The organism is Micromonospora sp. GCM10011542 (genome assembly GCF_042650685.1).
Taxonomy (GTDB): Bacteria; Actinomycetota; Actinomycetes; order Mycobacteriales; family Micromonosporaceae; genus Micromonospora.
The window spans coordinates 24,253-47,612 of the sequence record NZ_JBHSBO010000063.1 but is presented as its reverse complement, the minus strand read 5'-3'; the positions used below and the strand labels follow the sequence as shown (position 1 = coordinate 47,612).

Here is a 23,360-nt window from a genome sequence, read left to right as displayed (position 1 = left end):
GAGCGGCACACGGAGCACGGATACCCGTTCCGCCGCCCACCGATCCTGCTCGGGCCGCGAGGCTGGTCACACCGACTCGTCGGCGAGCCGGCCGGGATCGCAGTCGACCCGGCGCAGCACCAACTCGGCCAACTCCGCCGCGTCGGTCAACGGTGCCGCCACGGCCACCGCCCCGGCCGCCCGGGCCGACCGCTGCACCGCGTCGTGAAAGAGGCCCGGCGCCAGGAAGTACGCCGCCACCGCCACCCGCCGAGCACCGGCCGCCCGCAACCGGGAAACCGCGACGCCGGTCGCCGGCGGGGCCGCCGAGGCGTACGACACCCGGCAGGGCACATCGAACTCCGCGCCGAGCGCGTCCGCCATCCGGCCCACCGAGCCGCGGGCCCGGGCATCCCGGGTGCCCGCCGCGGCCAGCACCAGCGCGTCGAACCGGCCCGGCCGCGCCTCGGCCAGCCGGCGGCCCAGCCCGGCCAGCAGCGCCGCGTCCACCGTCCCGTTCGCCGGGCCGAGCACGTCGGTCACCCGTACCGTCAGCGGTGGCCCGTCCTGCGCCGCGGCGGCGACCGCCGCCGGGATGTCCACCCGGTGGTGGTAGGCGGCGGTCAGCAGCAGCGGCACCAGCACCGCACGGCGGTGCCCAGCGCCGGCCAGCGCCCGCAACACGTCGGTCGGCCCGGGCGCGGTGTGGTCCAGCCAGCTCGCCTGGACCCGGGTGCCCGGCCGGGCCGCCGACACGGCGCGGGCCAGCGCCCGGGTCGCCTCGGCCGCCCGCGGATCACGACTGCCGTGGGCGACCAGCACCACCGGATCGGCCGAGGAGGTCAGACGTGCAGGCCGCACTCGGTCTTCTCGAACATCGCCCACCGGCCCGCCCGCGGGTCCTCCCCCGCCTTCGTACGCCGGGTGCACGGCCAGCAGCCGATCGAGCCGTAGCCCTGCTTGAACAGCTCGTTGACCGGCACGTTCCACCGGGCGATGTAGCGGTCCACGTCCGCCTGCGACCACGCGGCGATCGGGTTGACCTTGACCTTGCCGCGCCGGGCGTCGAAGGTCACCACCGGCGTGTTGGCCCGGGTCGGTGATTCGTCCCGGCGCAGACCGGCGGCCCAGGCGTCGTACCCGGACAGGGCCCGCTCCAACGGCTCCACCTTGCGCAGCTGACAGCAGTCGTCCGGGGACTTGCTGAACAGCCGCGGGCCGTACTGGCCGTCCTGCTGCCCGACGGTAAGTCGGGGCCGGATCGACCGGACGTTCACCGGCAGCGTCCGGGCCACCTCGTCGCGCACCCGCAGCGTCTCGGGGAAGTGCAGGCCGGTGTCGAGGAAGACCACGTCCACCCCCGGGGCCACCCGGGACACCAGGTGGGCCAGCACCGCGTCGGCCATCGAGCTGGTGACGCAGAACCGGTCGCCGAAGGTCTCCGCCGCCCAGCGGGCGATCTCCAGCGCCGGCGCGCCCTCCAGCTCCCGGCCGGCCCGCTCGGCCAGCGTCCGCAGCTCGTCCGGGCTGCGCCGGGCCGGGTCCGCCGGCGTCGGCCCCCCGGGGCCGACCAGCCCCAGACCGGCGGCGGACACCAGGCCGCTCACCGGGTCACCGCCCGCGGGAGCAGCCCCGTGAACTTCACCGAGAAGACCCGGGTGCAGGCGTGGCACTCCCAGGCGCCGTGCCCGGCCTCGTGCGGCCGCAGGTCCTCCTCTCCGCAGTACGGGCAGTACAGAGGTGCCGCTCGGTTCTCGCTGCTCATCGCAGTTCCTCCTCGTCGACTCTGATCACCCAGTTGGCGAACGCCTCGCCCTCGCTCCGGCCGGCCAGGTAGCGGCGGGCCAGCCGTTCCACGTACTCCGGAAGCTCCTCGGCGGTGGTCTTCAGGCCGCGCAGCTTGCGCCCGAAGCCGGCGGTCTGCCCCTGCGCCATGCCCAGGCCACCGCCGAGGTGCACCTGGAAGCCCTTCACCTGATGCCCGTCCGGGCCGACCACCAGCTGGCCCTTGAGACCGATGTCGGCGACCTGCGTGCGGGCGCAGGCGTTCGGGCAGCCGTTGATGTGGATGGAGATGTCCGCGTCGAAGTCGCGCAGCCGCTCCTCCAGCCGGGCCACCAGCTCCTCGCCGCGCGCCTTGGTCTCGACGATGGCGAGCTTGCAGTACTCGATGCCCGTGCAGGCCATGGTGCCGCGCCGCCAGGCCGACGGCCGGGCCTCCAGGCCGATCCCGCGCAGGGCGTCGACCAGGGACTCCGTCCGCTCCGGCGGCACGTCGAGCACCAGCAGCTTCTGGTACGGGGTGAGCCGCACCCGGTCGCTGCCGTGCGCCTCGACCACGTCGGCCAGCTTCGCCAACTGCCCGCCGGAGACCCGCCCGACCACCGGTGCCGCCCCCACGTAGTTGCGGCCGTCGCGCTGGCGGTGCACGCCGATGTGGTCGACCGGCTTGTCGGGCAGCTCCGGGGCGGGCCCGTCGAGCAGGGTCCGGCCCAGGTACTCCTTCTCCAGCACGTCGCGGAACTTCTCCACGCCCCAGTCGGCGACCAGGAACTTCAGCCGGGCCCGGTTGCGCAGCCGGCGGTATCCGTAGTCGCGGAAGATGCCGACCACGCCGGCCCACACGTCCGGCACCTCGTTCAGCGGCACCCAGACGCCCAGCCGCTTGGCCAGCATCGGGTTGGTGGAGAGGCCGCCGCCGACCCAGACGTCGAAGCCGGGGCCGTGCTCGGGGTGGTCGACCCCGAGGAAGGCGACGTCGTTCGCCTCGTACGGGGTGTCGACCAGCCAGGAGATGGTCGTCTTGAACTTGCGCGGCAGGTTCGAGTACGCCTTGTCGCCGACGTACCGGCGGACGATCTCGTCGATCGCCGGGGTCGGGTCGACCACCTCGTCGGGGGCCACCCCGGCGACCGGGCTGCCCAGCACGATCCGGGGGCAGTCGCCGCACGCCTCGGTCGTCTGCAGGCCCACCGACTCCAGCCGGCGCCAGATCTCCGGCATGTCCTCTACCCGGATCCAGTGGTACTGGATGTTCTGCCGGTCGGTGATGTCGGCGGTGTCCCGGGCGAACTCGCGGGAGATCTCGGCGACCACCCGCAGCTGGGCCAGGCTGAGCTGCCCGCCGTCGACCCGGACCCGGAGCATGAAGAACTCGTCCTCCAGCTCGTGCGGCTCGAGCACGGCCGTACGCCCGCCGTCGATGCCCGCCTTGCGCTGGGTGTAGAGACCCCACCAGCGGAACCGGCCGCGCAGGTCCTGCGGGTCGATGGAGGCGAAGCCACCGTGGGCGTAGATGTTCTCGATCCGGGCCCGGACGTTGAGCGGGTCGTCGTCCTTCTTGATGCGCTCGTTGGCGTTGAGCGGCTCGCGGTGGCCGAGTGCCCACTGACCTTCACCGCGTGGACGGCGCGGCGCCCGGCCTGCGGGGGCCGTCGGGTCCTCGGACCGGGCCGGGGTGCTGCTGACCGCCATCGCGGCGTCCTCCGTTGTCTGCTGTGCCTCGGGGCAGGCGCGGGGGCGCGGCGGCCGGCCCGTCGATCACGGGCGGGACAACGGTGTCGGAGACAGCCGGCGCGGAGCGCGCCCGAGACGGATTTGTCGGGCGTCGTCAGTGGGCCGGACAGATCGCGCTGCGCACGCGGCCGTAGTCGACGTGGCGACGGGCCACGAAGCGGCGGACGACAGCGGCGGTCATGGGGTCATGCTGCCACACCGCATGGGAGCGGGCCAATGTCCGCGTGCCCGATCCCACATGACGGGTGTGGGCGGGCCGACCCTCGACCAGGGCTGCCGTGGCAGGCTCACCCCGTGGGCATATTGTCCGGAAAGTCGACCGGGAGGGCGCGGAGCGGCCTGCACCGCGTCCCGGTCTGGCTTCCCCCGGCGCTGCTGACCCTGGTGGTGACCGGCACCGGGCTGGGCTCGGCCCAACTCTGGCGCGACGAGCTGGCCACCTGGAGCGCGGCCACCCGGTCGCCGGCCGACCTGGCCCGGCTGGCCGGCACCATCGATGCCGCCACCGGCCCGTACTACCTGCTCATGCACGGCTGGCTCGCGCTCGCCGGCGACTCCACGGTGGCCCTGCGCGCGCCGGCGGCGCTGGCGATGACCGTCGCCGCCGGGCTGCTCGCCGTGCTCGGCGCGCGGCTGGTTGACGACCGGGCGGGTCTCTTCGCCGGGCTGCTCTTCGCGGTGCTCCCCGGCACGTCCCGCTACGGTCAGGAGGCCCGCCCGTACGCCCTGGCGACCATGTTCGCGGTGCTCGCCACCCTGCTGCTGGTGGCGGCACTGCGTCACCCGGGCTGGCCCCGCTGGGCCGGGTACGCCGCAGCCGTGGCGGCGCTCGGGCTCACCCACCTGGTCGCGCTGACCCTGCTCGCCGCGCACGCGCTCGTCGTGCTCGTCGCCTGGTGGCGAGGCCCCACCGCATCCGGGGTGGCCACGGGAGCGGACGAGGCCGGGTCGGGCGGGCCCGGCGAGGCGGACCGGCCGGACCGGCGGGTGTGGCGGTGGGTGGTGGCGCTGCTGCCGACCGCGCTGCTGGTGGGCCCGCTGCTGATCGAGGCGCGGACGCAGCGTTCCCGGCAGTTGGACTGGGTCGCGTCGGCCCGCCTGGACGACCTGAGCGCGCTGCCCGGTGGAGTGGCCCAGAGCTCCGTGGTGGGCGGTCTGCTGGTCGGCCTCGCCGCGCTCGGCGCGGCCCGGCTCGGGCGGCGCGCGCTGCTCCCGACGAGCGCGGTGCTGCTGCCCGTACTGCTGCTCTTCGCAGCCGGCACGGTCGTACCGCTGTGGGTGCCCCGGTACCTGGTCTTCGTGGTGCCCTTCGCCTGTCTGCTGGCCGGCGCGGCGCTGGCCTCGGTCGCCGCGCCGGCAGCGCTGGCGGTGGTGGTCCTGGCCGGGCTGCTCGGTCTACCCGACCAGGCGGCGCTGCGGCGCACCCACGAGTGGCCGCGCAGCGCCCCGGTGGACTACGCGGGCGCCGCACGGGTGATCGCCGACGGGCAGCGGCCCGGGGACGCAATTGTCTACTCGCCCCGGCAGAGCTGGCTCTTCCTCGACCTGGGCATCGGCTACCACCTCGGTGACCCGCCACGGGACGTGCTGCTCACCGAGGACGAGGCCCGCCGGGGCGACCTGTGGGCCGCCGAGTGCCCCCGACCGGCGCAGTGCCTGGCCGGCACGCCACGCGTGTGGCTGGTGCTCGCCGGGCGGCACGCCGAGCCGCTGGTCGCCGTGCCCGGCACCAAGGGCGACGCGCTGCGCGCCGGCTTCACCGTCACGCGGGTCTGGCCGCGCCCCGGGCTGACCGTCGCCCTGCTCACCAGCCGCCCCGGCCGCTGACCTGATCCGGCCGGCGGGCGGGGCGGCGGGGCGGCGGCCGGCGAAACGACGGCGGCGGGCGGCAGGCGGGCGGCAGGCGGCAGGCGGCGGCGCGGGCAGCGGGCCGGCGGCGGGCGACAGGCGGCAGGCGGCAGGCGGCGGCGCGGGCAGCGGGCCGGCGGCGGGCGACAGGCGGCAGGCGGCAGGCGGCGGCGCGGGCAGCGGGCCGGCGGCCGGCGGCAGGCCGGCGGCCGGCGGCAGGCCGGCGGCCGGCGGCAGGCCGGCGGGCGGGCAGCGGCGGGCGGCACCGACTCCGATGAGCGTTATGCCTCTGAGTCATAATGCTTATCCGCGTGCCCGGGCCCGGAGGCGTCCCATGGTGCGGCAGGACTTCCAACGCCGGCATGGCGCCGCATCGCGAGCAGGGCAGGCCGGCGCCGGCCCGGCGCGCACCGTAGGCAGGGCAGGCGCACGCCGGCCCGGCGCCGCACCGCGAGCAGGGCAGGTCCACGCCGGCCCGGCGCCGCACCGCGGCCAGAGCAGGCCCACGCCGGCACGGCGCGCACCGCGGCCAGGGCAAGCCCACGCCGGCCCGGCGCCGCGAGCAGGCAGGCCCACGCCGGCAGGAAGCGGCAGGCAGGAGCAGCAGAGGTGGACGTGGGCGTGCGCGGCAGGTAGGCGCGGGCAGCGCGGGGCGGGCGCCCCGGGCGGGTCAGGGCTGCGAGCGGCCGTCCGGCGCGCTGCGGGCCAGCGGGACGACCAGCACCGCCTCGGTACCGCCGTTGACGCCGGCGCGCAACTCGAGGGTGCCCCGCAGCTCGCCGGTGACCAGCGCCCGGACGATCTGCAACCCCAGCTTGCTGCCACGCTCGGCGTCGAAGTCGGGCGGTAGCCCTCGGCCGTTGTCGGCCACCGAGACGTGCAGCATCTTGCGGAACCGGTGCGCCGAGACCACCACCTCCGGCCGGCCCGACAGGTCGGTCGCGGGGACGAGGGGGTGGATGGCGTCCGGGGCGGCAGGCAGCGTCGGAAGGTCCGGGTCGTCCGCCTGCGGGAAGCCGTGCTCGACGGCGTTGAGCAGCAGTTCGTTGAGGACCATGACCAGCGAGGTGGCGATCTCCGCCGGCAGCACACCGAAGCTGCCCCGCCGGCGCATGCCGACGCTCACCTCGGTGGCCGCGACCTCGGTCGCCGCGCTGGCCACCCGGTCGACGATGCCGTCGAACTCGACCGCCTCGTCGCTGGACATGGAGAGCGTCTCGTGCACCAGGGCGATCGAGGCGACCCGGCGGACCGACTCCTCCAGGGCGACCCGTGCCTCCGGCATGGACACCCGGCGGGCCTGCAGACGCAGCAGCGCGGCCACCGTCTGGAGGTTGTTCTTCACCCGGTGGTGGATCTCCCGGATGGTGGCGTCCTTGGTGATCAGCGCGCGGTCGCGGCGGCGTACCTCGGTGATGTCGCGGACCAGCACCAGCGCGCCGATCGGCACTCCGGCGGGCATCAGCGGCAGCGCCCGGGTGAGCATGGTCGCGCCGCGCGCGTCGATCTCACGCCGGGGCGGCGCCTCGCCGCCCAGCGCGGCCAGGATGCCGTTCGAGGCCTCGGTGCCGTCCAGCGGGTCGCCCGCCAACCGGCGGTGCAGCGCGGCCAGGTCCTCGCCCACGAGGTGCGAGGCGTAGCCGAGCCGGCGATAGGCCGACTGCGCGTTCGGGCTCGCGTAGGTGACCTTGCCGCCGGCGTCCAGCCGGACGAGGCCGTCACCGACCCGGGGGGCGGAGGTGGTCTCTCCCGGGTGCCGGGGCGGCGGGAAGGTGCCGTCGGCGATCATCTGGGCCAGGTCGTCGGCCGTGGTCAGGTAGTTCAGCTCGAGCTGGCTGGGGGTACGCGCGGTGGAGAGGTTGGTGTCCCGGCCGACCACGGCGACCACCTCGCCGGCCTCCCCCTCGGCGGTGCGCAGCCGGACCGGGATCGCCTCGTGTCGGGCGGGTACGTCGCCGTACCAGACCGGGTCGCCCTCCCGCCAGATCCGGCCCTGGGAGTAGGCCACCTCCAGGTGGGTCATCTCCGGCCCGCCGACGATCCGCCCCACCTGGTCGTCCTGGTACGCGGTGGGCGCGGTCGTCGGGCGGACCTGGGCGACGCAGAGGAACGTGCCGTCGTTGTCGACCGGTACCCAGAGCAGCAGATCGGCGAAGGACAGGTCGGAGAGCAACTGCCAGTCGCCGGCGATCCGGTGCAGGTGGTCGATGTCGGCCGGACGGAGGTGGGTGTGCTCCTCGGCGAGGTCGCGCAGCGTGGACACGGTGACCAGCGTGCCACGCCGCGTGTCACATCGTCGCGGTGACCTTCTTCAGGCCGCGCGGCGCGTCCGGGTCCTGCCCGCGGGTCAGCGCCAGCGCCAGGGCCAGCCGCTGCAACGGCAGGATGTCCAGCAGTGGGGCGTACCGCTCGTCGACCTCCGGCACGGCAAGCCGGGTGGCGCCCTCGACGTCGGCGGAGCCGATCACCAGCACGTCGGCGCGGCGCTCACCGAGCCGGGGCAGCACCTCCTCCATCGACCGGCCGCCGGGCCCGGAGCCGACCACGGCGAGCACCGGCACGTCCGGGTCGGTCATCGCGAGCGGGCCGTGCAGCAGGTCGGCGCCGGAGAAGGCGAGCGCCGGCAGGTACGAGGTCTCCATGAGCTTCAGCGCGGCCTCGCGGGCGGTCGGGTACGCGTACCCGCGGCCCGTGGTGACCAGGTGGGCGGCGAACCGGTAGCGGGGTGCGAGCTGGGCCGGGGTGGGATCGGCCAGGGTCTCGGCGGCCAGCTCGGGCAGCGCGGCCAGCGCCTCCCGCTCGGCGGCCGGGAGGGCCCCGTCGCCGGCCCGGATGCCCTCGACCAGCATGAGCAGGGCGAGCAGTTCCGCGGTGTACGTCTTGGTGGCGGCCACCGCCCGCTCGTGCCCGGCGGCGATGTCGACGCTCAGCTCGGCCACCTCGACCAGCGGGGACTCCGGGGCGTTGGTGACCGCGAGGGTCAGCGCGCCGGAGGCGCGGGCGGAGCGCAGCACCTCGGCCAGGTCCGGTGAGCCGCCGCTCTGGCTGACCGCGACCACGAGCGCGTCGGAGAGGTCGGGACGGGCGCCGAAGAGGGTCACCGCGCTGGGCGAGGCGAGCCCGGCGGGCAGGCCGAGCCGGATCTCGGTCAGGTAGGCCGCGTAGAGGGCGGCGTGGTCGGAGGTGCCCCGCGCGGTGAAGACCACGTGCCGCGGCCGGCGCTCGGCGACGGTCGCCGCCACCCGGGCGATCGCGTCCGCGTGCTCGGCGGAGAGCAGTCGGGCGTAGCCGGCCGGCTGCTCGTCGATGTCGGCGGCCATGCCGACCCCTGCACGTGTCACGGAAACCCCTCCCCTTTGCGCGATTGCCGCGCGTTTCCTGCTCAGTCTTGCATCTTTGATCTGATCGGAGCAATCAAACGAGCAGTAGTGCGCAGTTGATCAGCGATTTGCTCCAACATCACCTAGGCTTTCCCCGCTTCACCCGAAAGCTGCGACGAGAGGACCACGTGCCAGAGGGACGGGACGACCCCGGGCTGTCCGCGACGGAGGAGCTGGCCCTGGCCCGGCTGGCGCTGGACGAGGGCGACCTCGACCACGCCGCCGGTCACCTCGCCGGCGCGCTGGCGCGGGCTCCGACCCTGCCCGAGGTGCACGAGACCCTCGCCCGGCTCGCCGTCGCCAGCGGGGGCGGCCTGGACCTCTTCCCGATCAACCACCACACCTTCGTCGGCGCGGTCGTCGCCCGGGCCCACCTGCTCGCCGCCGCCGGACAGCCGGCCGAGGGGCTGGAGCTGCTGGCCGCGGCGACCGCACACGCACCCGCGACGGACTGGGCCGGGGTGCCCTGGGTGACCGCGCCCGAACTGGCCGAGCGGCTCGACCCCGAGCACACCGCGCGGATCCTCATGCAGGTCTGCGCCGTGCTGTCCGACCCGGTGCCCCGCGCCGGCCGGGCCGCGCTCGCCGCGTACCTCACGCTGGCTCGCAACGCGGTCACCGTGCATCCCGAGCACGGGCTGCTGCTGGGAGCGGCGTCCGCGCTGGCCCGGCGGGTCGGCGAGGTCGCGCTGGCGATCCGCTGGGCCGCCCGGGGGGTACGCGCACAGCCGTCGAAGATGGGCGAGGTGTGGCTCGGGTACGCGTACCGCAGCGCGGGCCGGACCCGGGAAGCCCTGGCCGCGCTCGGCCGAGCCGTCGCGCACGACCCCGACGACCTGGCCGTCTACGCCGACATCGCCGGCACGCTCGCCGACACCGGCCGCCTCGACGAGGCGCTGGAGTGGACCGAGCGCGCGCTGGCCCGCGATCCCTCGTTCGACTGCGCCGTGCACACCGCGTACCGGCTGCGGTACCTGCGCGACTCCGACCTGGCCCATCTGGTCGCGCTCGCCGACTTCGCCCGCGACCACCCGGACGACACCCACGAGCACGGTGACCTGGCCCAGTGCTGCCGGGGGAGGCCCTGGCTGGGTCAGGTGACCCCGGCCGGCGGACCGCTGGTCGACGCGCTGCGCTGGGCGGTCACCGAGGACCACGTTGGTCTCGGTGCCGCCGTACGACTGGACGCGGCGGCGCCGCCCAGCGCCGTACGGGCGGCCACCGCGGCGCTGCCGGGGCTGCGGATCGAGGTGGCCGGCGCGCCGGATCCCGACCCGCGCGAGCCACGGCGGGCGTCCGTCCGGCAGCTCTGGCACTACGACGGCAGCACCCCGGCGCCCGCGCTGCCGGCGCCCTCGGCGGCTGCCGAGGAGCGGATCCGGCAGGTCGCCCACCCGGCCTGGCCCCACCCGCCGGCGGCCTACGACGCCGCGGTGGGCCTGGCCGGGCTGGACCTGACCGACCTGCTGGGCCTCCTGGTGCACCCGCCGGCCGCGCCGGCGAGCGCGCTGGGGCGGGTACTGACCGGCCAGGATCCGTCGCTCTGGGTGCGTTGCGTGCAGGTCTGGGCCTGCCTGGGCCTGCTGCACCACCGCACCGACGAGCCGTGGGACGACTCGACCCGGCGCCGGGTGCTGCTTGACCTGGTCTGGGGCGTGGAGGACTGGATCACCGAGGCGGCGCTGTTCGCCCTGGTCACCGCCGCCTGGGTGGACCCGGCGGTGCGGGCGGACGTGGCCCGGGTGGTGGCCGAGCGGCTGGCCGACGCGGCGGCGGTGGCCCGGGTCCGCCCGGTTCCGATCGCCGTCTCGCTGGCGCACCTGGCGCTGGCCACCCCGGCGCTGGATGCGGCCACCGCGGCGCTCGCCGCCGAGCTGATCGACTCGCCGCCCCGGATCCCCCGGCCCCGCGGCCCGCTGCGCCGCCTCTGGCACCGCCTCACCGCCCCCCTGCGCCGCCCCACGCCCCCGGCTGGGTGATCAAGAGGTGCGCGTCCTCCGGAAGCCGGATTCCGGAGGACGCGAATCTCTTGATCGACGAGACCGGCCCCGACCCCGAGGGGGCCGGGGCCGGTCGGGCCGGGGTCCGGGTCAGGCGACCGGGGCCCTGCCGAGGGCGATCTCGGCCTCCTCCTCCGGAGTGGCCTGCGCCGGCGCCTCGTTGGCGGTGCGCAGTGGGATCTCCTTGATGAACCAGGCGAGCACCGGGACCACCACGGTGAACAGCACCGCCCAGGCGAAGACATGCGAGATCGAGTCGGCCAGACCGCCGAGCACCAGCTCGCGCGCCTGGGCCGGCAGCTCCTTGAGCTTCTCCAGGTTCATCGCGCCGCCCTCGCCGCCGCCGCCGCTGAACGCCGTGCCGGCCGGCGAGTCGGCCAGCCGGTTGGCGAAGATGGCGCCGAACAGCGAGATGCCGAACGAACCGCCGATCGACCGGAAGAAGGTGGCCGCGCCGCTCGCCGCGCCCAGGTCCTTCTGCTCCACGCTGTTCTGTGCGATCAGCATCGAGGTCTGCATGAGGAAGCCCATGCCGGCGCCGAGCACGACCATGTACAGCGAGGACTCCAGCTTGCTGGTGCCGGTGTCGAGCAGGGTCAGCAGCCCCATGCCGACGGTCATCACCACGCCGCCGACGATCGGGTAGAGCCGGTAGCGCCCGGTCCGGGTGATGGCGCGGCCGATCACCAGTGAGACCACCAGCATGCCGAACATCAGCGGGAGCAGCAGCAGGCCGCTGTTGGTCGCCGAGGCGCCCTGCACGGTCTGCTGGTAGAGCGGCAGGAAGTTCATCGCGCCGAACATCGCGAAGCCGAGCAGGAAACCGATCAGCGAGATGAGCGCGAAGTTGCGGTTGGCGAAGAGCGCCAGGGGCAGGATCGGCTCGGCGGCCCGCCGCTCGACCACGGCGAAGACGGCCAGGGCCACCACCGCCAGCACGGCCAACCCGAGGATCTGCGGGGACGTCCAGTCGTACTCGTCGCCGCCCCAGGTGGTGATCAGCACGATGGCGGTGATCCCGACCGAGAGCAGCCCGGCGCCGAGCCAGTCGATCCGGTGCTCGGTGCGGTACTTCGGCAGGTGCATGGTGGTGATCAGCAGCACCAGCGCGATGCCGCCCAGCGGCAGGTTGACGTAGAACGCCCAGCGCCAGGAGAGGTGGTCGGTGATGAAGCCGCCGACCAGTGGGCCGGCCACCATGGCGATGGCCATGATCCCGGCGATCATGCCCTGGTAGCGCCCACGCTCGCGGGGCGGGACCAGGTCGCCGATGATCGCCATCACGCCGACCATGAGGCCACCCGCGCCCAGACCCTGCACGGCACGGAAGGCGATGAGCTGGACCATGCCGTCCTCCGGCCCACCCAGCATGCCGGAGCCGGCCATGCCGCAGAGCGCGGAGCCGACCAGGAAGATGCCGACCGAGGTGAGGAAGACCGACTTGCGGCCGTAGAGGTCACCCAGCTTGCCCCAGATCGGGGTGGAGACGGTGGTGCCCAGGACGTACGCGGTGACCACCCAGGTGAAGTGGTCGAGGCCGCCGAACTCGCCGACGATCCGCGGCAGCGCGGTGCTGACGATCATGTTGTCGAGCATCGCGAGCATCATCGCGATCATCAGACCGAAGAGCACGACCCGTACGTTGGGTCGCGCACCGGCCTGGGTTGCCTGTGTCATGGGTAAGCTCCCCCCGAGGATTGCCTTACTTACTTGCCGCCCGGCTAGTCACCTTACTAGCCGCACGGTAAGTTGGGTAGCGAGTGACGGTCAAGCGGATTGGGTGGTGGGCGTGAGGGAGAGCACAGGCGGCACGCGGGAACGCATCAAGGCCGTCGCACTGGAGCTCTTCACCGAGCAGGGGTACGAGAAGACCTCGCTGCGGGAGATCGCCGAGCGGCTCAACGTCACCAAGGCGGCGCTCTACTACCACTTCAAGAGCAAGGACGACATCGTCGCCAGCTTCGTCGAGGACCGGCTGGAGCGGATGGACGCGCTGACCGCCTGGGCGGAGTCGCAGCCGGCGACCCTGGCCACCCGACGCGAGCTGATCTCCCGCTACGCCGACACGATGTTCGCCGGCGAGCAGCCGTCGGTGATGCGCTTCTTCGAGCAGAACCAGACCGCGCTCAAGAGCCTCGCCGCCGGCCAGCAGATGCGCGGCCGGATGATGCAGCTGGCCAACGCGCTGTGCCGGGGCGACGACTCACCCGCCGCCCAGCTGCGCGCCGCGCTGTCGCTGTTCGCGGTCCACACCAGCTGGTTCGCCGTACGGGCGCCGCACATCACCGACGACGAGCGTCGCAAGATCGCCCTGGAGGTGGCCGACGAACTGCTGGCCGCCATCGGTGAGGAACGCGACCAGGACCCGGCCACGGCTCCCCCGGGCAGCCCGCGGCACTGACCCGTGGTCGGTCGCGGCGTCGACCCCGGTGCGCTCGTCGCGCGGGTGCGCGGTCAGTCTCGGGGTAGGTCGAGGCGCAGGCCGAGCAGGTCCACGCCCGGCGCCGGCGACCAGTCCTTCTCGGGCAGCCGGACGAAGCCCATCCGCTCGTACAGCCGGTGCGCCTGGGCGGCCATCCCGGCCCGGACGCAGATCACCACCGCGGTGCAGCCCAGCTCCGCGGCGCGCTCGACGCACGCCCGGACCAGCGCCACGCCCACACCCCGGCCCTGCGCGCCGGGATCGACCGCGAGCATGCGGAACTCCGCCTCGCCCGGGCCGGACAGCTCGGCGAACGGGGAGCCGGGCAGCACGAAGGTCACCGAGCCGAGGATCGCGCCGGTGGACGGGTCCACGGCGACCAGCACCTCGCCGCTGTCCGCCCGGGTGGCCACGTCGGCCAGCACCGCGCCGTACCCGTGCTCGCCCTTGAGCTGACCGTCCGCCTCGTACGCGGCCACGGTCAGTCGCGCCACCGCCGGGAAGTCGGCCGGCTCGGCGCGGCGGACCAGTGGGCCGGTCAATCGATCACCGCGATGAGGTCGCCGTCCTGCACGACGTCGCCCTCGTGCACGGCCAACTGCTTGACCACACCGTCGGACTCGGCGATGACCGGGATCTCCATCTTCATCGACTCGAGGATCACCAGGGTGTCGCCCTCGGACACGGTGTCGCCCGCGGAAGCGACGACCTTCCAGACGTTCGCCACCATCTCGGCGCGGATCTCCTCGGCCATGTCCGGCCCTCCCTCTCGCGGTTTGCCTGCCGACGTATCCAATCATGCGGCAGGCTCGGCGCGGGCGCGCAGCGGTCCGTCACCCGTGACCCCGGCCGCCCCGGGGGAAGGCTGCGGGTGCCGGTCGCACTAGCATCAGCGGGTCGGACCCGGCGTCGGGCGGCCCGGTGGGTGCACCGGCGCCGAGGTCGTGCGCAGGGCGGATCCGACCACTACGAGGAGGTCAGCATGGCGAAGAAGGCCCGGAAGAAGAAGGCCCGGAAGAAGAGCGGCGCGAACCACGGCAAGCGTCCCAACTCCTGAGCGGCACCGACGGGCCGGCGGCCCGTCACCGGTCGGTACGCCGGTGGCCCGGGTCGAGATCGACCCGGGCCACCGGTCTGTCCGTAGGTGTGTCCGACGCTCAGTCGGCCAGCTCGCGCGACTCGGTGGTCTCGAAGACCACCAGCTCGGTCAGCTTGACCCGCAGTCGCTCGCGCAGCTCGTCCGGCGCGGTCTCGTTGCCGCAGCAGCGAGCCACCAGCGCCTTGACCTCCTGTTCGAGGCCGTACTCGCGCAGGCAGGGCCCGCACTCGTCGAGGTGGTGCCGGATCAGCGTGCGCCGCTCGTCGGCGCACTCCAGATCCAGGTAGAGGTAGACCTCCGCGAGCACCTCACGGCAGTCCGTCTCGTGCGGCTCTCCACAGCTCACGTCACACCTCCCGGCCGGCAGCGGCGGTCGAGCCCTTCGAGGACCGCGCGGCGCTGAAGCCCCGCTCCGCAGCGTATTGCTCGAGCAGCTTGCGCAGATTACGACGGCCGCGGTGCAGCCGCGACATCACGGTGCCGATCGGCGTGCCCATGATGTCGGCGACCTCCTTGTAGGAGAAGCCCTCGACATCGGTGAGGTAGACGGCCAGGCGGAACTCCTCCGGCAACTGCTGGAGGGCCTCCTTGACGTCGCTGTCCGGCAGCCGGTCCAGCGCCTCGGTCTCGGCGGACCGCAGCCCGCTGGAGGTGTGCGACTCGGCCTCGGCGAGCTGCCAGTCGGTGATCTCCTCGGTGGGCGCCTGGATCGGCTGGCGCTGCCGCTTGCGGTAGGAGTTGATGTAGGTGTTGGTCAGGATCCGGTAGAGCCAGGCCTTCAGGTTGGTGCCCTGCTCGAACTGGTGGAAGGCGGCGTACGCCTTCAGGTACGTCTCCTGGACCAGGTCCTCGGCATCCGCCGGGTTGCGGGTCATCCGCAGCCCAGCAGCGTAGAGCTGATCGACGAATGGCATCGCGTCCCGCTCGAAGCGGGCCCTGCGCTCGTCCGTCTTCTCGGTGGTCAACCGCACATCCCCTCGCGTCGGATGCTTTCCCGCCGAGGATACGCGCACGGACCTGGCCACAGATTCACTTCCGGCCGGTGTGCTCGTGCTCACCGCACCCGCCCCGCCCGGTTGCGCCGTCGCGGGCCATGCCGGGCTGTTCAGCAGCCGCTTGAGCTGCCGGGCATCCCGTTCGTCCCGTTCCCGGCTCCGTGTCTCGGTCGGCACCGGTCACCCCCTCACCAGAAAAGTCGTCCGGAGTTGGTAACGCGGAACGACGGGTGGGGCATTCCGACCCGACCTCCCGTTCCTGGTCCCGGCGCCGGCGAACGGCCGGCGCTGGGACCAGGAAGGGCCTGGGAGGACGGTTCCGCCCGCCCGAACCGGGCCGGCGGCACCATCGGATGCAACGAGGGGGCCGGCGGGGCGGACACGGGCGGCGCTGCCGGCGGGCGCGCCCCGACGCCTTCGCCCGGGATCGTCAGCCCGCCGTCAGGGCCACCTCACCCAGCCAGGCGAGCACGGCCTCGGCCGTGCCGGCCGGGTCCCCGCGCAGGTCGTGGCGCTCCCCCGGCCGGACGACCACCCGGACCTCGCCGCCCGCGAGCGGCACCCCGAACGGGTCCCGGTCGCCGTTGACCACCAGCGTCGGCAACCCGGTAGACAGTTCCGCGGCCCGGGACCGCTCCGGCCGGCCCGGCGGGTGCAACGGAAACGCCAACGCGACAATCCCGACCGCGCCCACGGCGACCGCTGTGCGGCAGGCCACCCGGGCACCGCTGGACCGCCCGCCGACCAGCAGCGGCACGTCCGGGTGCCGGGCACGCAGCACTGCCAGCACCGCCGTCCACGCCTCGTCGAGGTGCCCGGCCGGGGCCGGCGTCCGCCGCCCCGCCAACCGGTACGGCTGGGTCACCCGGGCCACCGCCAGCCCCGCGCCCACCACGGCGTCACGGACGGCGAGCAGGTCGGGAGCGTCCACGTCTCCACCGGCACCGTGCCCGAGCACGAGCAGGGCGGTGGGCGAGCCGGCCGGCAGGTCGGTGTCGACCCCGGCCGGCCCGCGTGGAGTGTCGAGTCGTTCTGCGTATGGCACCGGACCATTCTGCGGCCCAATCAGGTCACCTCAGGTCAGCTCAGCGGGACCAGGGTGAGCAGTTGGTCCCGCACCGGCGGACCGGCGTCGTCGACCGCGTCCGGGTCGGGTTGGACCTCGCCACGCCAGGCCACCAGCATCGCCCGCCGCTCGCGCGGCGTGGTGGCGCCCCACACGCCGTGACAGTCACCGACCTCCAGGGCCCAGGCCAGGCAGGAACCCTGCACGTCGCAACTGCGGCACAGTGCGACAGCGGCGTCCGCCGGCTCGTTAGGGGCCGGAAAGAACGTCTCCGGATCGACGCTCTGGCACGTGCCTCTGGTGCGCCACGCGTCGTCCTGCCGCCGTTCCCGTAAGGCCCGCAGCAGCCGCGGATCTCGTCGTGCCGCGGCCACCTCGTGCGGGCGGGGCATACGCGCCCGTGTCATCCACCCACCTCCCCCGTGGGACCGGCAAGATCGGTGGCCGTCGTCCGCCCCGTGCGAATCGACAGCCACTACCGGCGCTGTGTTCTATCGCACTTGGCGGTGCCGGGACAAGGGGCTAGCGCGAAGTTGGCTGAACGGCCAGGAGACGTTTCGTCCGCAACCCCGGCAAATCGGCGCCCGACAATGCGGTGCTCGGAATCAGAACAGGGTCAGTTCCTCCGGGCCGGCGGTGGCCATCGACACCCGGGCGGTCAGGTGCGCTCCGTCGTTGCGGACGTCGCCCACCGCCGGCCCGACCGGACGGATCTCCAACCCGGCCAACTGCCGCGCCGACGGTGCGGCCAGCAGAGCCGCCGGGTCGTCGTGCGCGCCCAGCCACGGCGCCCACCGCTCGGGCGTCAGCAGCACCGGCATCCGGTCGTGCACCTCGGCGAGTTCGCCGAGCGCCGCCGTGGTGAGCACGCTGAAGGTGAGCAACCGGTCGTCGCCGGACTCCCAGACCGACCAGATGCCCGCCAGGGCCAGCACCGACCCGTCCGTGGGCGTCATGTAGTACGCCTGCCGCCCGCCATCGGGTCGGCGCACCCACTCGTACCAGCCGTCGGCCGGGACCAGACAGCGCCGGCGGGCGAACGCACCCGCGTACGCGCGGCTGGTGGCCACCGTCTCCGACCGAGCGTTGATCATGCGAGCGGCGCCGGCGGGCGTGCGGGACCAGTGCGGCAGGAACCCCCAGCGGCCGACGGAGAGGGCCCGGTGCCCGTCGGCGGTGAACCGAACCAGCGGCACCGCGTCGGTGGGCGCGACGTTGTGGTCCGGGCCCAGCCGGCCGTCGGTCTCGTCGTACGACTCGAACAGGGCGCTCAGCTCACCGGCGCTCCGGGTCGTCGCGTACCTCCCGCACATGGCGCACACGCTAACCCGCCGTAGGCCCCGCCGGCTGTCCCGCCAACCGGGAGTTCGACCTCCGGCCGGCGTCACCCACCCGCCGACACGGCAGAATGTAACCGTGGGAAACCTGACCGCGACCCGTCCGCCGCAGCCGTGGACCGCGCCGACCGCGTCCGATCCGGTCGCCGCGACGCTGCGCCTGCCCGGCTCCAAGTCGCTGACCGCGCGGGCCCTGGTGCTCAGCGCGCTGGCCGCCGGCCCGTCGACGCTGGCCGGGCCGCTGCGCGCCCGGGACACCGAGCTGATGGCGGCCGGCCTGCGGGCGATGGGCGCGCACGTGTCGATCAGCGACGACGAGCGCTGGCTGGTCCGGCCGCACCGGCTGGTCGGCCCGGCGCACGTCGACGTCGGCCTGGCCGGCACGGTGATGCGCTTCGTGCCGCCGGTCGCCGGGCTGGCCGACGGGCAGATCACCTTCGACGGCGATCCGCAGGCCCGCACCCGCCCACTCGGCCCGCTGATCGGCGCCCTGCGCTCGTTGGGCGTGCGCATCGACGTCGCCGGCACGGGCAGCCTGCCGCTGACCGTGCTCGGCACCGGCCGGGTCACCGGCGGCGAGGTGGTGATCGACGCCTCCGCCTCCAGCCAGCTCGTCTCGGGGCTGCTGCTGGCCGCGCCGCGCTTCGACCGGGGCGTGGTGGTCCGGCACGTCGGCCCACCGGTGCCCTCCGCGCCGCACCTGCGGATGACCGTGCAGTTGCTGCGGGCCGCCGGCGCGGCCGTCGACGACAGCACCCCGGACGTGTGGACCGTCGAGCCGGGTCCGCTCACCGGGCGCGGTTGGGAGATCGAGCCGGACCTCTCCGGCGCCGTGCCGTTCTTCGCCGCCGCCCTGGTCACCGGCGGTGAGGTCACCCTGCAGGGCTGGCCGCGCAGCAGCGCCCAGCCGGTCGAGCAGCTCCGCTCGCTGCTGCAGCGCATGGGCGGCGAGGTGACCCTCTCCACCGACGGGCTGACCGTCCGCGGCACCGGGGTGGTGCACGGCCTGACCGCGGACCTCTCCGACGTCAGTGAGCTGACCCCGGCGCTGACCGCGCTGGCCATGCTGGCCGACTCGCCGTCGGTGTTCACCGGCATCGGGCACATCCGCGGTCACGAGACCGACCGGCTGACCGCGCTGGCCCGGGAGTTCGCCGCGCTCGGCGCGGACGTCACCGAGGCGCCGGACGGGCTGGAGATCCGGCCCCGGCCGCTGCGCGGCGGGGTGTTCCGCACCTACCACGACCACCGGATGGCGCACGCCGCCGCGGTGGCCGGGCTCGCCGTGCCGGGCATCGAGGTGGACGACGTCTCGTGTACCTCGAAGACCATGCCCGAGTTCCCGGCACTATGGTCAGCGATGGTGACCGGCAAGAGCTGACGCGACAGGGGGCAGGTCCTGGCGACCAAACGGCGGGAGTACGACGAGGACGACGTACGGGTCCGACCCGGTAAGTCCTCACGTCCGCGCACCCGCACGCGACCGCAGCACTCCGACGCGGTGGACGGCTTCGTCATCGCCGTCGACCGGGGGCGCTACACCTGCGTGCTGGCCGGGGCGGAACGCGGCGTGGTCGGGGCTGAGCTGCCCACCGTCACCGCCATGCGGGCCCGTGAGCTGGGCCGCAAGTCGGTCGTGGTGGGCGACCGGGTCAGCCTGGTCGGGGACATCTCCGGCGCGGAGGGCGCCCTGGCCCGGATCGTCCGGATCGCCGAGCGCACCTCGGTGCTGCGCCGCACCGCCGAGGACGACGCCACCACCGCCGAGGGTCGGCTGGAGCGGGTGGTGGTGGCCAACGCCGACCAGATGGTGATCGTCAGCGCGTTGGCCGACCCGCCGCCGCGCACCGGGTTCATCGACCGCTGCCTGGTGGCCTCGTACGACGCGGACGTCGAGCCGCTGCTCTGCCTCACCAAGGCCGACCTGGCCGGGCCGGAGGAGGTGCTGGGCTACTACACCGAGCTGGAGCTGCCGTACGTGCTGATCCGCCCGGATTCCGACCTGGCCGCGCTCCGCGCGCTGCTCGGCGGCCGGGTGTCGGTCCTGGTGGGGCACTCCGGGGTGGGCAAGTCGACGCTGGTCAACCGGCTGGTTCCGGAGGCGGCCCGGGCCGTCGGCACGGTCAGCGCGATCGGCCGTGGCCGGCACACGTCCACCAGCGCGGTGGCGCTGCGGCTGCCACCGGTGCCCGGCGTCGACACCGACCCGGGCTGGATCATCGACACCCCCGGCATCCGCAGCTTCGGGCTGGCACACGTCTCCGCCGACAGCCTGCTGCACGGCTTCCCGGACCTGGTCGAGGGCACGATCGACTGCCCGCCCAACTGCCCGCACACCGCCGACGAGACCGACTGCGGGCTGGACGCCTGGGTGGCCGCCGGCAAGGCCGACCCGCGCCGGCTGGCGTCGTACCGCCGGTTGCTCGCCTCCCGCGCCGGCGAGGGTGACTCGCGCGGCGAGAGCGACCAGCGCGGGCCCGGGGAGGGTGACCGGCGCGGACCCGACGAGTGACGCCCCCGGCGTCGGCTAGGTTGCCGGCATGACCGGGTACGCCGACGACCTCGCCCTCGCCCACCTGCTCGCCGACCGGGCCGACGCCATCTCCACGGCCCGGTTCCGGGCGCTCGACCTGCGGGTCGAGGCGAAGCCCGACCTGACCCCGGTCTCCGACGCGGACACCGCCGTGGAGCGCGAGATCCGGGCACTGCTGGCCGAGCACCGGCCGGCCGACGGGCTGCTCGGCGAGGAGTACGGCGAGGAGTACGACGAAGGCCAGGCCAGCGACCCGAGCGGACGGCGGTGGATCGTCGACCCGATCGACGGCACCAAGAATTTCGTCCGGGGCGTGCCGGTCTGGGCCACCCTGATCGCGCTGCTGGACGCCGGTCGGCCCGTGGTCGGCGTGGTGTCCGCCCCGGCGCTGGGCCGGCGCTGGTGGGCCAGCCACGGCGACGGCGCGTACGCCGGCCCGGGCCCCGCCGCCGGAGAGCGGATCGGGGTCTCCGCGGTGCGGCGGCTCGCCGACGCCAGCTTCTGCTACTCGTCGCTGACCGGCTGGGAGCGGGCCGGCCGGCTGGACGCGATGCTCGACCTGATGCGCGACGCCTGGCGCAGCCGGGCGTACGGCGACTTCTACGGCTACATGCTGCTGGCCGAGGGCGCGCTGGACGTGATGGTCGAGCCGGAACTGTCGCTGTGGGACGTCGCGGCGCTGGTACCGATCGTCACTGAGGCGGGCGGCACGATCACCGACCTGGCCGGCCGGCCGGCGCCGGCGGGCGATCCCGGCACCGACAGCAGCACGGTCGCCACCAACGGTGCACTGCACGCCGACATCCTCGCGCGGCTCGATCAGCCAGCCGAGCGCTGACCCTCGGCAACCTCTATCCTCGCCAGGTGGTCTCCTCCGGCTGGTGCTTCCTGGCGACGATGATCGTCGCGTACGGCTTCGCCAACCTGCTCCAGTCGGTGGCCGCCGCCCGCACCACCGTGCACCACACCTTCGATCCGGGCCTGCTGCTGCGGCTGGCCGGGCACCGGACGTACCTGGTCGGGCTGATCTGTCAGATCGGCGGCTTCGTGCTCGCCTTCCTGGCCCGCCGGGACCTGCCGCTGTTCCTGGTCCAGGCCAGCGTGGCGGCCGGGCTGGGGGTGACCGCCATCCTCGGCGTGCTGGTGCTGAAGTGGCGACTACCGGCCGCCGAGGTGGCCCTGCTGGCCCTGCTCTTCGCCGGGATCGGCGCGCTGGTGCTGGCCGCCCGTCCCGCGCCCTCCCGACAGCTCGGCACCGCCGGCACGGTCGCCCTGCTGGTGGCGCTCGGCGGCATCGCGGTGCTCGGCTTCTTCGCGGTCCGGCTGCACGGGGCACCCGGGTCGGTGGCCCTCGGGTCGCTGGCCGGGTTGGCGTTCTCCGCCGCCGCAGTGGCGGCACGGCCGTTGGCGTCCGCGCCGTCCGCCGAGGCGTTCCTGACGCAGCCGCTGTTCTACCTGCTGATCGCCCACTCCATCGTCGGGCAGCTGCTGCTCGGCCTGGCCATGCAGCGCGGTTCGACCACGGCCGCGGTCGCCGCGATGGACGCCGCCGGGGCGGTGCCGGCGGCGGTCGTCGGCCTGCTGCTGCTCAACGACAAGATCTGGCCGGGCCGGGAGTGGCTGGCCGCGGTGGGTTTCCTGGTCACCCTGGCCGCGGTGATCGGCCTGACCCGGTACGCCGAGCCGCAGCACCACGCGAAGGCCCGCCGCCGGGACCGACGCGTCCCGGGTTCGGCACCGGCCGAACCGGTCGAGCAGCGGCTCGGTGCGGCCTGGCCCGCCCGGCCGCCGGCTCAGGCCTCGACCGGCTTGCGGCGACCCACCACCCGCTCGTAGAGGCGCTCCAACGCGCCGGCCGTCCGTTCCCAGGTGTAGCTGCACCGGACCCGGTCCACCGCGGCGTGCCCGTACGCGAAGCGGCCCGCGTTGTCGGCGAGCAGCCGGCGCAGCGTGACGCCGAGCGTCCGCACGTCGCCGGGCGGCACCAGCCGGCCGGTGACCTCGTCGACCACGGCGTCCGCGACGCCGCCCATGGCGTAGCCCACCACCGGCACCCCGCAGGCCATCGCCTCCAGGGAGACACGGCCGGCCGAGGAGTAGTGCGGCGTGCACGCCACCACGTCCGCCGAGCGGTACCAGGTGGCCATCTGGTCGTGCGGCACCGCACCCACCAGCCGTACCTGCTCGGCCACCCCGGCCTGCTCGGCCAGCTCGCGCAGCCGGCGGGCCTCGGTGTGGTTGGCCAGCTGCTCGGCCGGCGGCCCGCCGGCGATCACCAGCTCGGCGTCGCCGACCAACCGCATCGCCCGGATCAGGTCCTCCTGGCCGTGGCCGGGCGAGAGCCCGCCCACCGACAGGATCCGGGCCCGCTGGTCGCGCGGGGCAGCCTCACCGTCGGGATGGAACTGCTCGGTGTCCACGCCGGCCGGCACCATCGCCACCGAGCTGCGTTGCAGACCCATCCGGGTCAGCTCGTCCACCTCGTCGTTGCACTGGGCGACCGCGATGTCCACCGCCCGGGTCAGCGCCCGCTCCAGCGGGATCCGCTCTCCCGGCCCGTCGTAGCCGCGACCGAGATGGCGCAGCTGTTCGACGCCGAGCGAGTGGAAGGTCTGCACGACGGGGATGTCGGTCTCCCGGACCGCGTTCGCGGCGGCCAGCCCGCCGATCCAGTAGTGCCCGTGCACCACCTCGGGCCGCCAGGCGCCGGCCCACTCGTCGGCCAACCAGCGGCCGAACTCGCTGACGTGCGGGATCAGCTCGGCGGTGGGCAGCGGTGTGGGCGGGCCGGCCGGGACCCGGTGCACCCGGTAGCCGTCGAGGTCCACCGTCACCGGGACCCCGGGGTCGTCCCGGCGCTCGTAGAGCCGGACGTCGTGGCCACGCCCGGCCAGTTCGGCGGCGACCCGCGCGATGTGCGCGTGGGTGCCGACGGTTGGGCCGTCAGCGTGCCTGGACGGGCTGGCGTGCGCGCAGACGAGGCCGACGCGCATGGGTCACCTCCCTGCGATCTTCTTCTCCCGGCAGCGTTCCTCCCGGTCCGAGGGTCCCATTAACCGAAGGCTCGGGAGCCGAAACCTGGCAGATCGGGAACAGTGCCACCGACACTTGCGCACAGACAAGGACCGGCGGGTTCCGCGCCGGCGCCCGGCGGCCACTTCGCGTGGCGATCTGCGTGCCGTCGG

General features: G+C 74.4%; 22 protein-coding genes and 2 pseudogenes. 8 read left to right on the top strand and 16 right to left on the bottom strand.

All coding sequences use genetic code 11. From position 1 onward, the window contains the following. Positions 1–66: 66 nt before the first annotated feature. The 4 genes from ACFOW4_RS27320 to ACFOW4_RS27305 are packed head-to-tail and all read right to left on the bottom strand — an operon-like array spanning position 67 to position 3,453. Positions 67–840, bottom strand: a complete 774-nt coding sequence (locus ACFOW4_RS27320) for a sirohydrochlorin chelatase (RefSeq protein ID WP_377532968.1) — start codon at positions 838–840, stop codon at positions 67–69. Continuing rightward, positions 822–1,586, bottom strand: a complete 765-nt coding sequence (locus tag ACFOW4_RS27315) for a phosphoadenylyl-sulfate reductase (RefSeq protein ID WP_377532966.1) — start codon at positions 1,584–1,586, stop codon at positions 822–824. The genes ACFOW4_RS27320 and ACFOW4_RS27315 overlap by 19 nt, the downstream gene beginning before the upstream one ends. After that, complete coding sequence (locus ACFOW4_RS27310) at positions 1,583–1,744, bottom strand: hypothetical protein (RefSeq protein ID WP_377532964.1); 162 nt, start codon at positions 1,742–1,744, stop codon at positions 1,583–1,585. Before ACFOW4_RS27310 ends, ACFOW4_RS27315 begins: the two co-directional genes overlap by 4 nt. Then, positions 1,741–3,453, bottom strand: a complete 1,713-nt coding sequence (locus ACFOW4_RS27305) for a nitrite/sulfite reductase (RefSeq protein ID WP_377532962.1) — start codon at positions 3,451–3,453, stop codon at positions 1,741–1,743. Before ACFOW4_RS27305 ends, ACFOW4_RS27310 begins: the two co-directional genes overlap by 4 nt. A gap of 336 nt (positions 3,454–3,789) precedes the next feature. Between ACFOW4_RS27305 and ACFOW4_RS27300 the strand changes: the two genes are divergently transcribed. Continuing rightward, the gene (locus tag ACFOW4_RS27300) at positions 3,790–5,322 is read left to right on the top strand and encodes a glycosyltransferase family 39 protein (protein WP_377532960.1); all 1,533 of its coding nucleotides are present in this window, start codon (positions 3,790–3,792) and stop codon (positions 5,320–5,322) included. 691 nt (positions 5,323–6,013) lie between these two features. On the opposite strand, the pseudogene ACFOW4_RS27295 reads toward ACFOW4_RS27300, so the two are convergent. The 3 genes and pseudogenes from ACFOW4_RS27295 to ACFOW4_RS27285 all read right to left on the bottom strand — a co-directional run. Next, positions 6,014–6,352: pseudogene (locus ACFOW4_RS27295) on the bottom strand (ATP-binding protein); the annotation flags it as partial. Then, positions 6,343–7,606: pseudogene (locus tag ACFOW4_RS27290) on the bottom strand (histidine kinase N-terminal domain-containing protein); the annotation flags it as partial. The pseudogenes ACFOW4_RS27295 and ACFOW4_RS27290, both read right to left, overlap by 10 nt. Before the next feature lie 25 nt (positions 7,607–7,631). Then, entirely contained in the window at positions 7,632–8,663 is a 1,032-nt protein-coding gene (locus ACFOW4_RS27285; RefSeq protein WP_377533163.1) for an SIS domain-containing protein, read from the bottom strand. Between the two features lie 188 nt (positions 8,664–8,851). Here ACFOW4_RS27285 and ACFOW4_RS27280 point away from each other — a divergent pair, with 188 nt between their 5' ends. Beyond that, the gene (locus tag ACFOW4_RS27280; protein ID WP_377532958.1) at positions 8,852–10,702 is read left to right on the top strand and encodes a tetratricopeptide repeat protein; all 1,851 of its coding nucleotides are present in this window, start codon (positions 8,852–8,854) and stop codon (positions 10,700–10,702) included. A 111-nt stretch (positions 10,703–10,813) separates the two neighbouring features. Here ACFOW4_RS27280 and ACFOW4_RS27275 read toward each other — a convergent pair whose 3' ends face one another. Next, positions 10,814–12,400: an MDR family MFS transporter gene (locus ACFOW4_RS27275; protein WP_377532956.1), complete on the bottom strand. Its 1,587-nt coding sequence runs from the start codon at positions 12,398–12,400 to the stop codon at positions 10,814–10,816. Positions 12,401–12,506: 106 nt separating this feature from the next. Here ACFOW4_RS27275 and ACFOW4_RS27270 point away from each other — a divergent pair, with 106 nt between their 5' ends. After that, the gene (locus tag ACFOW4_RS27270; RefSeq protein WP_377532954.1) at positions 12,507–13,124 is read left to right on the top strand and encodes a TetR/AcrR family transcriptional regulator; all 618 of its coding nucleotides are present in this window, start codon (positions 12,507–12,509) and stop codon (positions 13,122–13,124) included. Between the two features lie 53 nt (positions 13,125–13,177). Here the strand turns inward: ACFOW4_RS27270 and ACFOW4_RS27265 are convergent, their stop codons facing one another. Beyond that, positions 13,178–13,687 (bottom strand): GNAT family N-acetyltransferase, encoded by a 510-nt coding sequence (locus ACFOW4_RS27265; protein ID WP_377532952.1) that lies wholly within the window; start codon positions 13,685–13,687, stop codon positions 13,178–13,180. Beyond that, a complete protein-coding gene (locus ACFOW4_RS27260; RefSeq protein ID WP_377532950.1) occupies positions 13,684–13,899 on the bottom strand; it encodes a biotin/lipoyl-binding carrier protein in 216 nt (71 codons plus the stop codon). Before ACFOW4_RS27260 ends, ACFOW4_RS27265 begins: the two co-directional genes overlap by 4 nt. Before the next feature lie 228 nt (positions 13,900–14,127). Between ACFOW4_RS27260 and ACFOW4_RS27255 the strand changes: the two genes are divergently transcribed. Then, complete coding sequence (locus ACFOW4_RS27255; protein WP_369700219.1) at positions 14,128–14,202, top strand: 50S ribosomal protein bL37; 75 nt, start codon at positions 14,128–14,130, stop codon at positions 14,200–14,202. Positions 14,203–14,302: 100 nt separating this feature from the next. Here the strand turns inward: ACFOW4_RS27255 and rsrA are convergent, their stop codons facing one another. The 5 genes from rsrA to ACFOW4_RS27230 all read right to left on the bottom strand — a co-directional run bounded on the left by rsrA (position 14,303) and on the right by ACFOW4_RS27230 (position 17,618). Continuing rightward, a complete protein-coding gene (rsrA, locus tag ACFOW4_RS27250) occupies positions 14,303–14,590 on the bottom strand; it encodes a mycothiol system anti-sigma-R factor (protein WP_377532948.1) in 288 nt (95 codons plus the stop codon). Between the two features lies 1 nt (position 14,591). Continuing rightward, positions 14,592–15,416 (bottom strand): sigma-70 family RNA polymerase sigma factor, encoded by an 825-nt coding sequence (locus tag ACFOW4_RS27245; protein ID WP_377532946.1) that lies wholly within the window; start codon positions 15,414–15,416, stop codon positions 14,592–14,594. Between the two features lie 253 nt (positions 15,417–15,669). Then, entirely contained in the window at positions 15,670–16,284 is a 615-nt protein-coding gene (locus tag ACFOW4_RS27240) for an alpha/beta family hydrolase (protein ID WP_377532944.1), read from the bottom strand. 35 nt (positions 16,285–16,319) lie between these two features. Next, positions 16,320–16,712, bottom strand: a complete 393-nt coding sequence (locus ACFOW4_RS27235) for a WhiB family transcriptional regulator (protein ID WP_377532942.1) — start codon at positions 16,710–16,712, stop codon at positions 16,320–16,322. Between the two features lie 198 nt (positions 16,713–16,910). Then, complete coding sequence (locus ACFOW4_RS27230; protein ID WP_377532940.1) at positions 16,911–17,618, bottom strand: SOS response-associated peptidase; 708 nt, start codon at positions 17,616–17,618, stop codon at positions 16,911–16,913. 103 nt (positions 17,619–17,721) lie between these two features. On the opposite strand from ACFOW4_RS27230, the gene aroA reads away from it, so the two are divergent. The 4 genes from aroA (at position 17,722) to ACFOW4_RS27210 (ending at position 22,011) form a co-directional block, all read left to right on the top strand. Then, positions 17,722–19,023 carry a 3-phosphoshikimate 1-carboxyvinyltransferase gene (gene aroA, locus ACFOW4_RS27225; protein WP_377532938.1) on the top strand — a complete coding sequence of 434 codons (1,302 nt, stop codon included), beginning with the start codon at positions 17,722–17,724 and terminating at the stop codon, positions 19,021–19,023. Positions 19,024–19,143: 120 nt separating this feature from the next. Beyond that, a complete protein-coding gene (rsgA, locus tag ACFOW4_RS27220) occupies positions 19,144–20,154 on the top strand; it encodes a ribosome small subunit-dependent GTPase A (RefSeq protein ID WP_377532936.1) in 1,011 nt (336 codons plus the stop codon). A 28-nt stretch (positions 20,155–20,182) separates the two neighbouring features. Continuing rightward, positions 20,183–21,013 carry a histidinol-phosphatase gene (gene hisN / locus ACFOW4_RS27215; protein ID WP_377532934.1) on the top strand — a complete coding sequence of 277 codons (831 nt, stop codon included), beginning with the start codon at positions 20,183–20,185 and terminating at the stop codon, positions 21,011–21,013. A 59-nt stretch (positions 21,014–21,072) separates the two neighbouring features. Next, positions 21,073–22,011 (top strand): hypothetical protein, encoded by a 939-nt coding sequence (locus ACFOW4_RS27210; protein WP_377533161.1) that lies wholly within the window; start codon positions 21,073–21,075, stop codon positions 22,009–22,011. Here the strand turns inward: ACFOW4_RS27210 and ACFOW4_RS27205 are convergent. Continuing rightward, positions 21,969–23,168, bottom strand: a complete 1,200-nt coding sequence (locus ACFOW4_RS27205) for a glycosyltransferase (RefSeq protein ID WP_377532932.1) — start codon at positions 23,166–23,168, stop codon at positions 21,969–21,971. The two genes, ACFOW4_RS27210 and ACFOW4_RS27205, sit on opposite strands and share 43 nt — an antisense overlap. Between the last annotated feature and the right edge of the window lie 192 nt (positions 23,169–23,360).

Bases quoted from the DNA above. Each gene is read 5' to 3' on its own strand.
- ACFOW4_RS27310 (WP_377532964.1), bottom strand. From the start codon at position 1,744: ATGAGCAGCGAGAACCGAGCGGCACCTCTGTACTGCCCGTACTGCGGA.
- ACFOW4_RS27305 (WP_377532962.1), bottom strand. From the start codon at position 3,453: ATGGCGGTCAGCAGCACCCCGGCCCGGTCCGAGGACCCGACGGCCCCC.
- ACFOW4_RS27285 (WP_377533163.1), bottom strand. From the start codon at position 8,663: ATGGCCGCCGACATCGACGAGCAGCCGGCCGGCTACGCCCGACTGCTC.
- ACFOW4_RS27275 (WP_377532956.1), bottom strand. From the start codon at position 12,400: ATGACACAGGCAACCCAGGCCGGTGCGCGACCCAACGTACGGGTCGTG.
- ACFOW4_RS27260 (WP_377532950.1), bottom strand. From the start codon at position 13,899: ATGGCCGAGGAGATCCGCGCCGAGATGGTGGCGAACGTCTGGAAGGTC.
- ACFOW4_RS27235 (WP_377532942.1), bottom strand. From the start codon at position 16,712: ATGACACGGGCGCGTATGCCCCGCCCGCACGAGGTGGCCGCGGCACGA.
- ACFOW4_RS27230 (WP_377532940.1), bottom strand. From the start codon at position 17,618: ATGTGCGGGAGGTACGCGACGACCCGGAGCGCCGGTGAGCTGAGCGCC.
- hisN (WP_377532934.1), top strand. From the start codon at position 20,183: ATGACCGGGTACGCCGACGACCTCGCCCTCGCCCACCTGCTCGCCGAC.
- ACFOW4_RS27210 (WP_377533161.1), top strand. From the start codon at position 21,073: ATGATCGTCGCGTACGGCTTCGCCAACCTGCTCCAGTCGGTGGCCGCC.
- ACFOW4_RS27205 (WP_377532932.1), bottom strand. From the start codon at position 23,168: ATGCGCGTCGGCCTCGTCTGCGCGCACGCCAGCCCGTCCAGGCACGCT.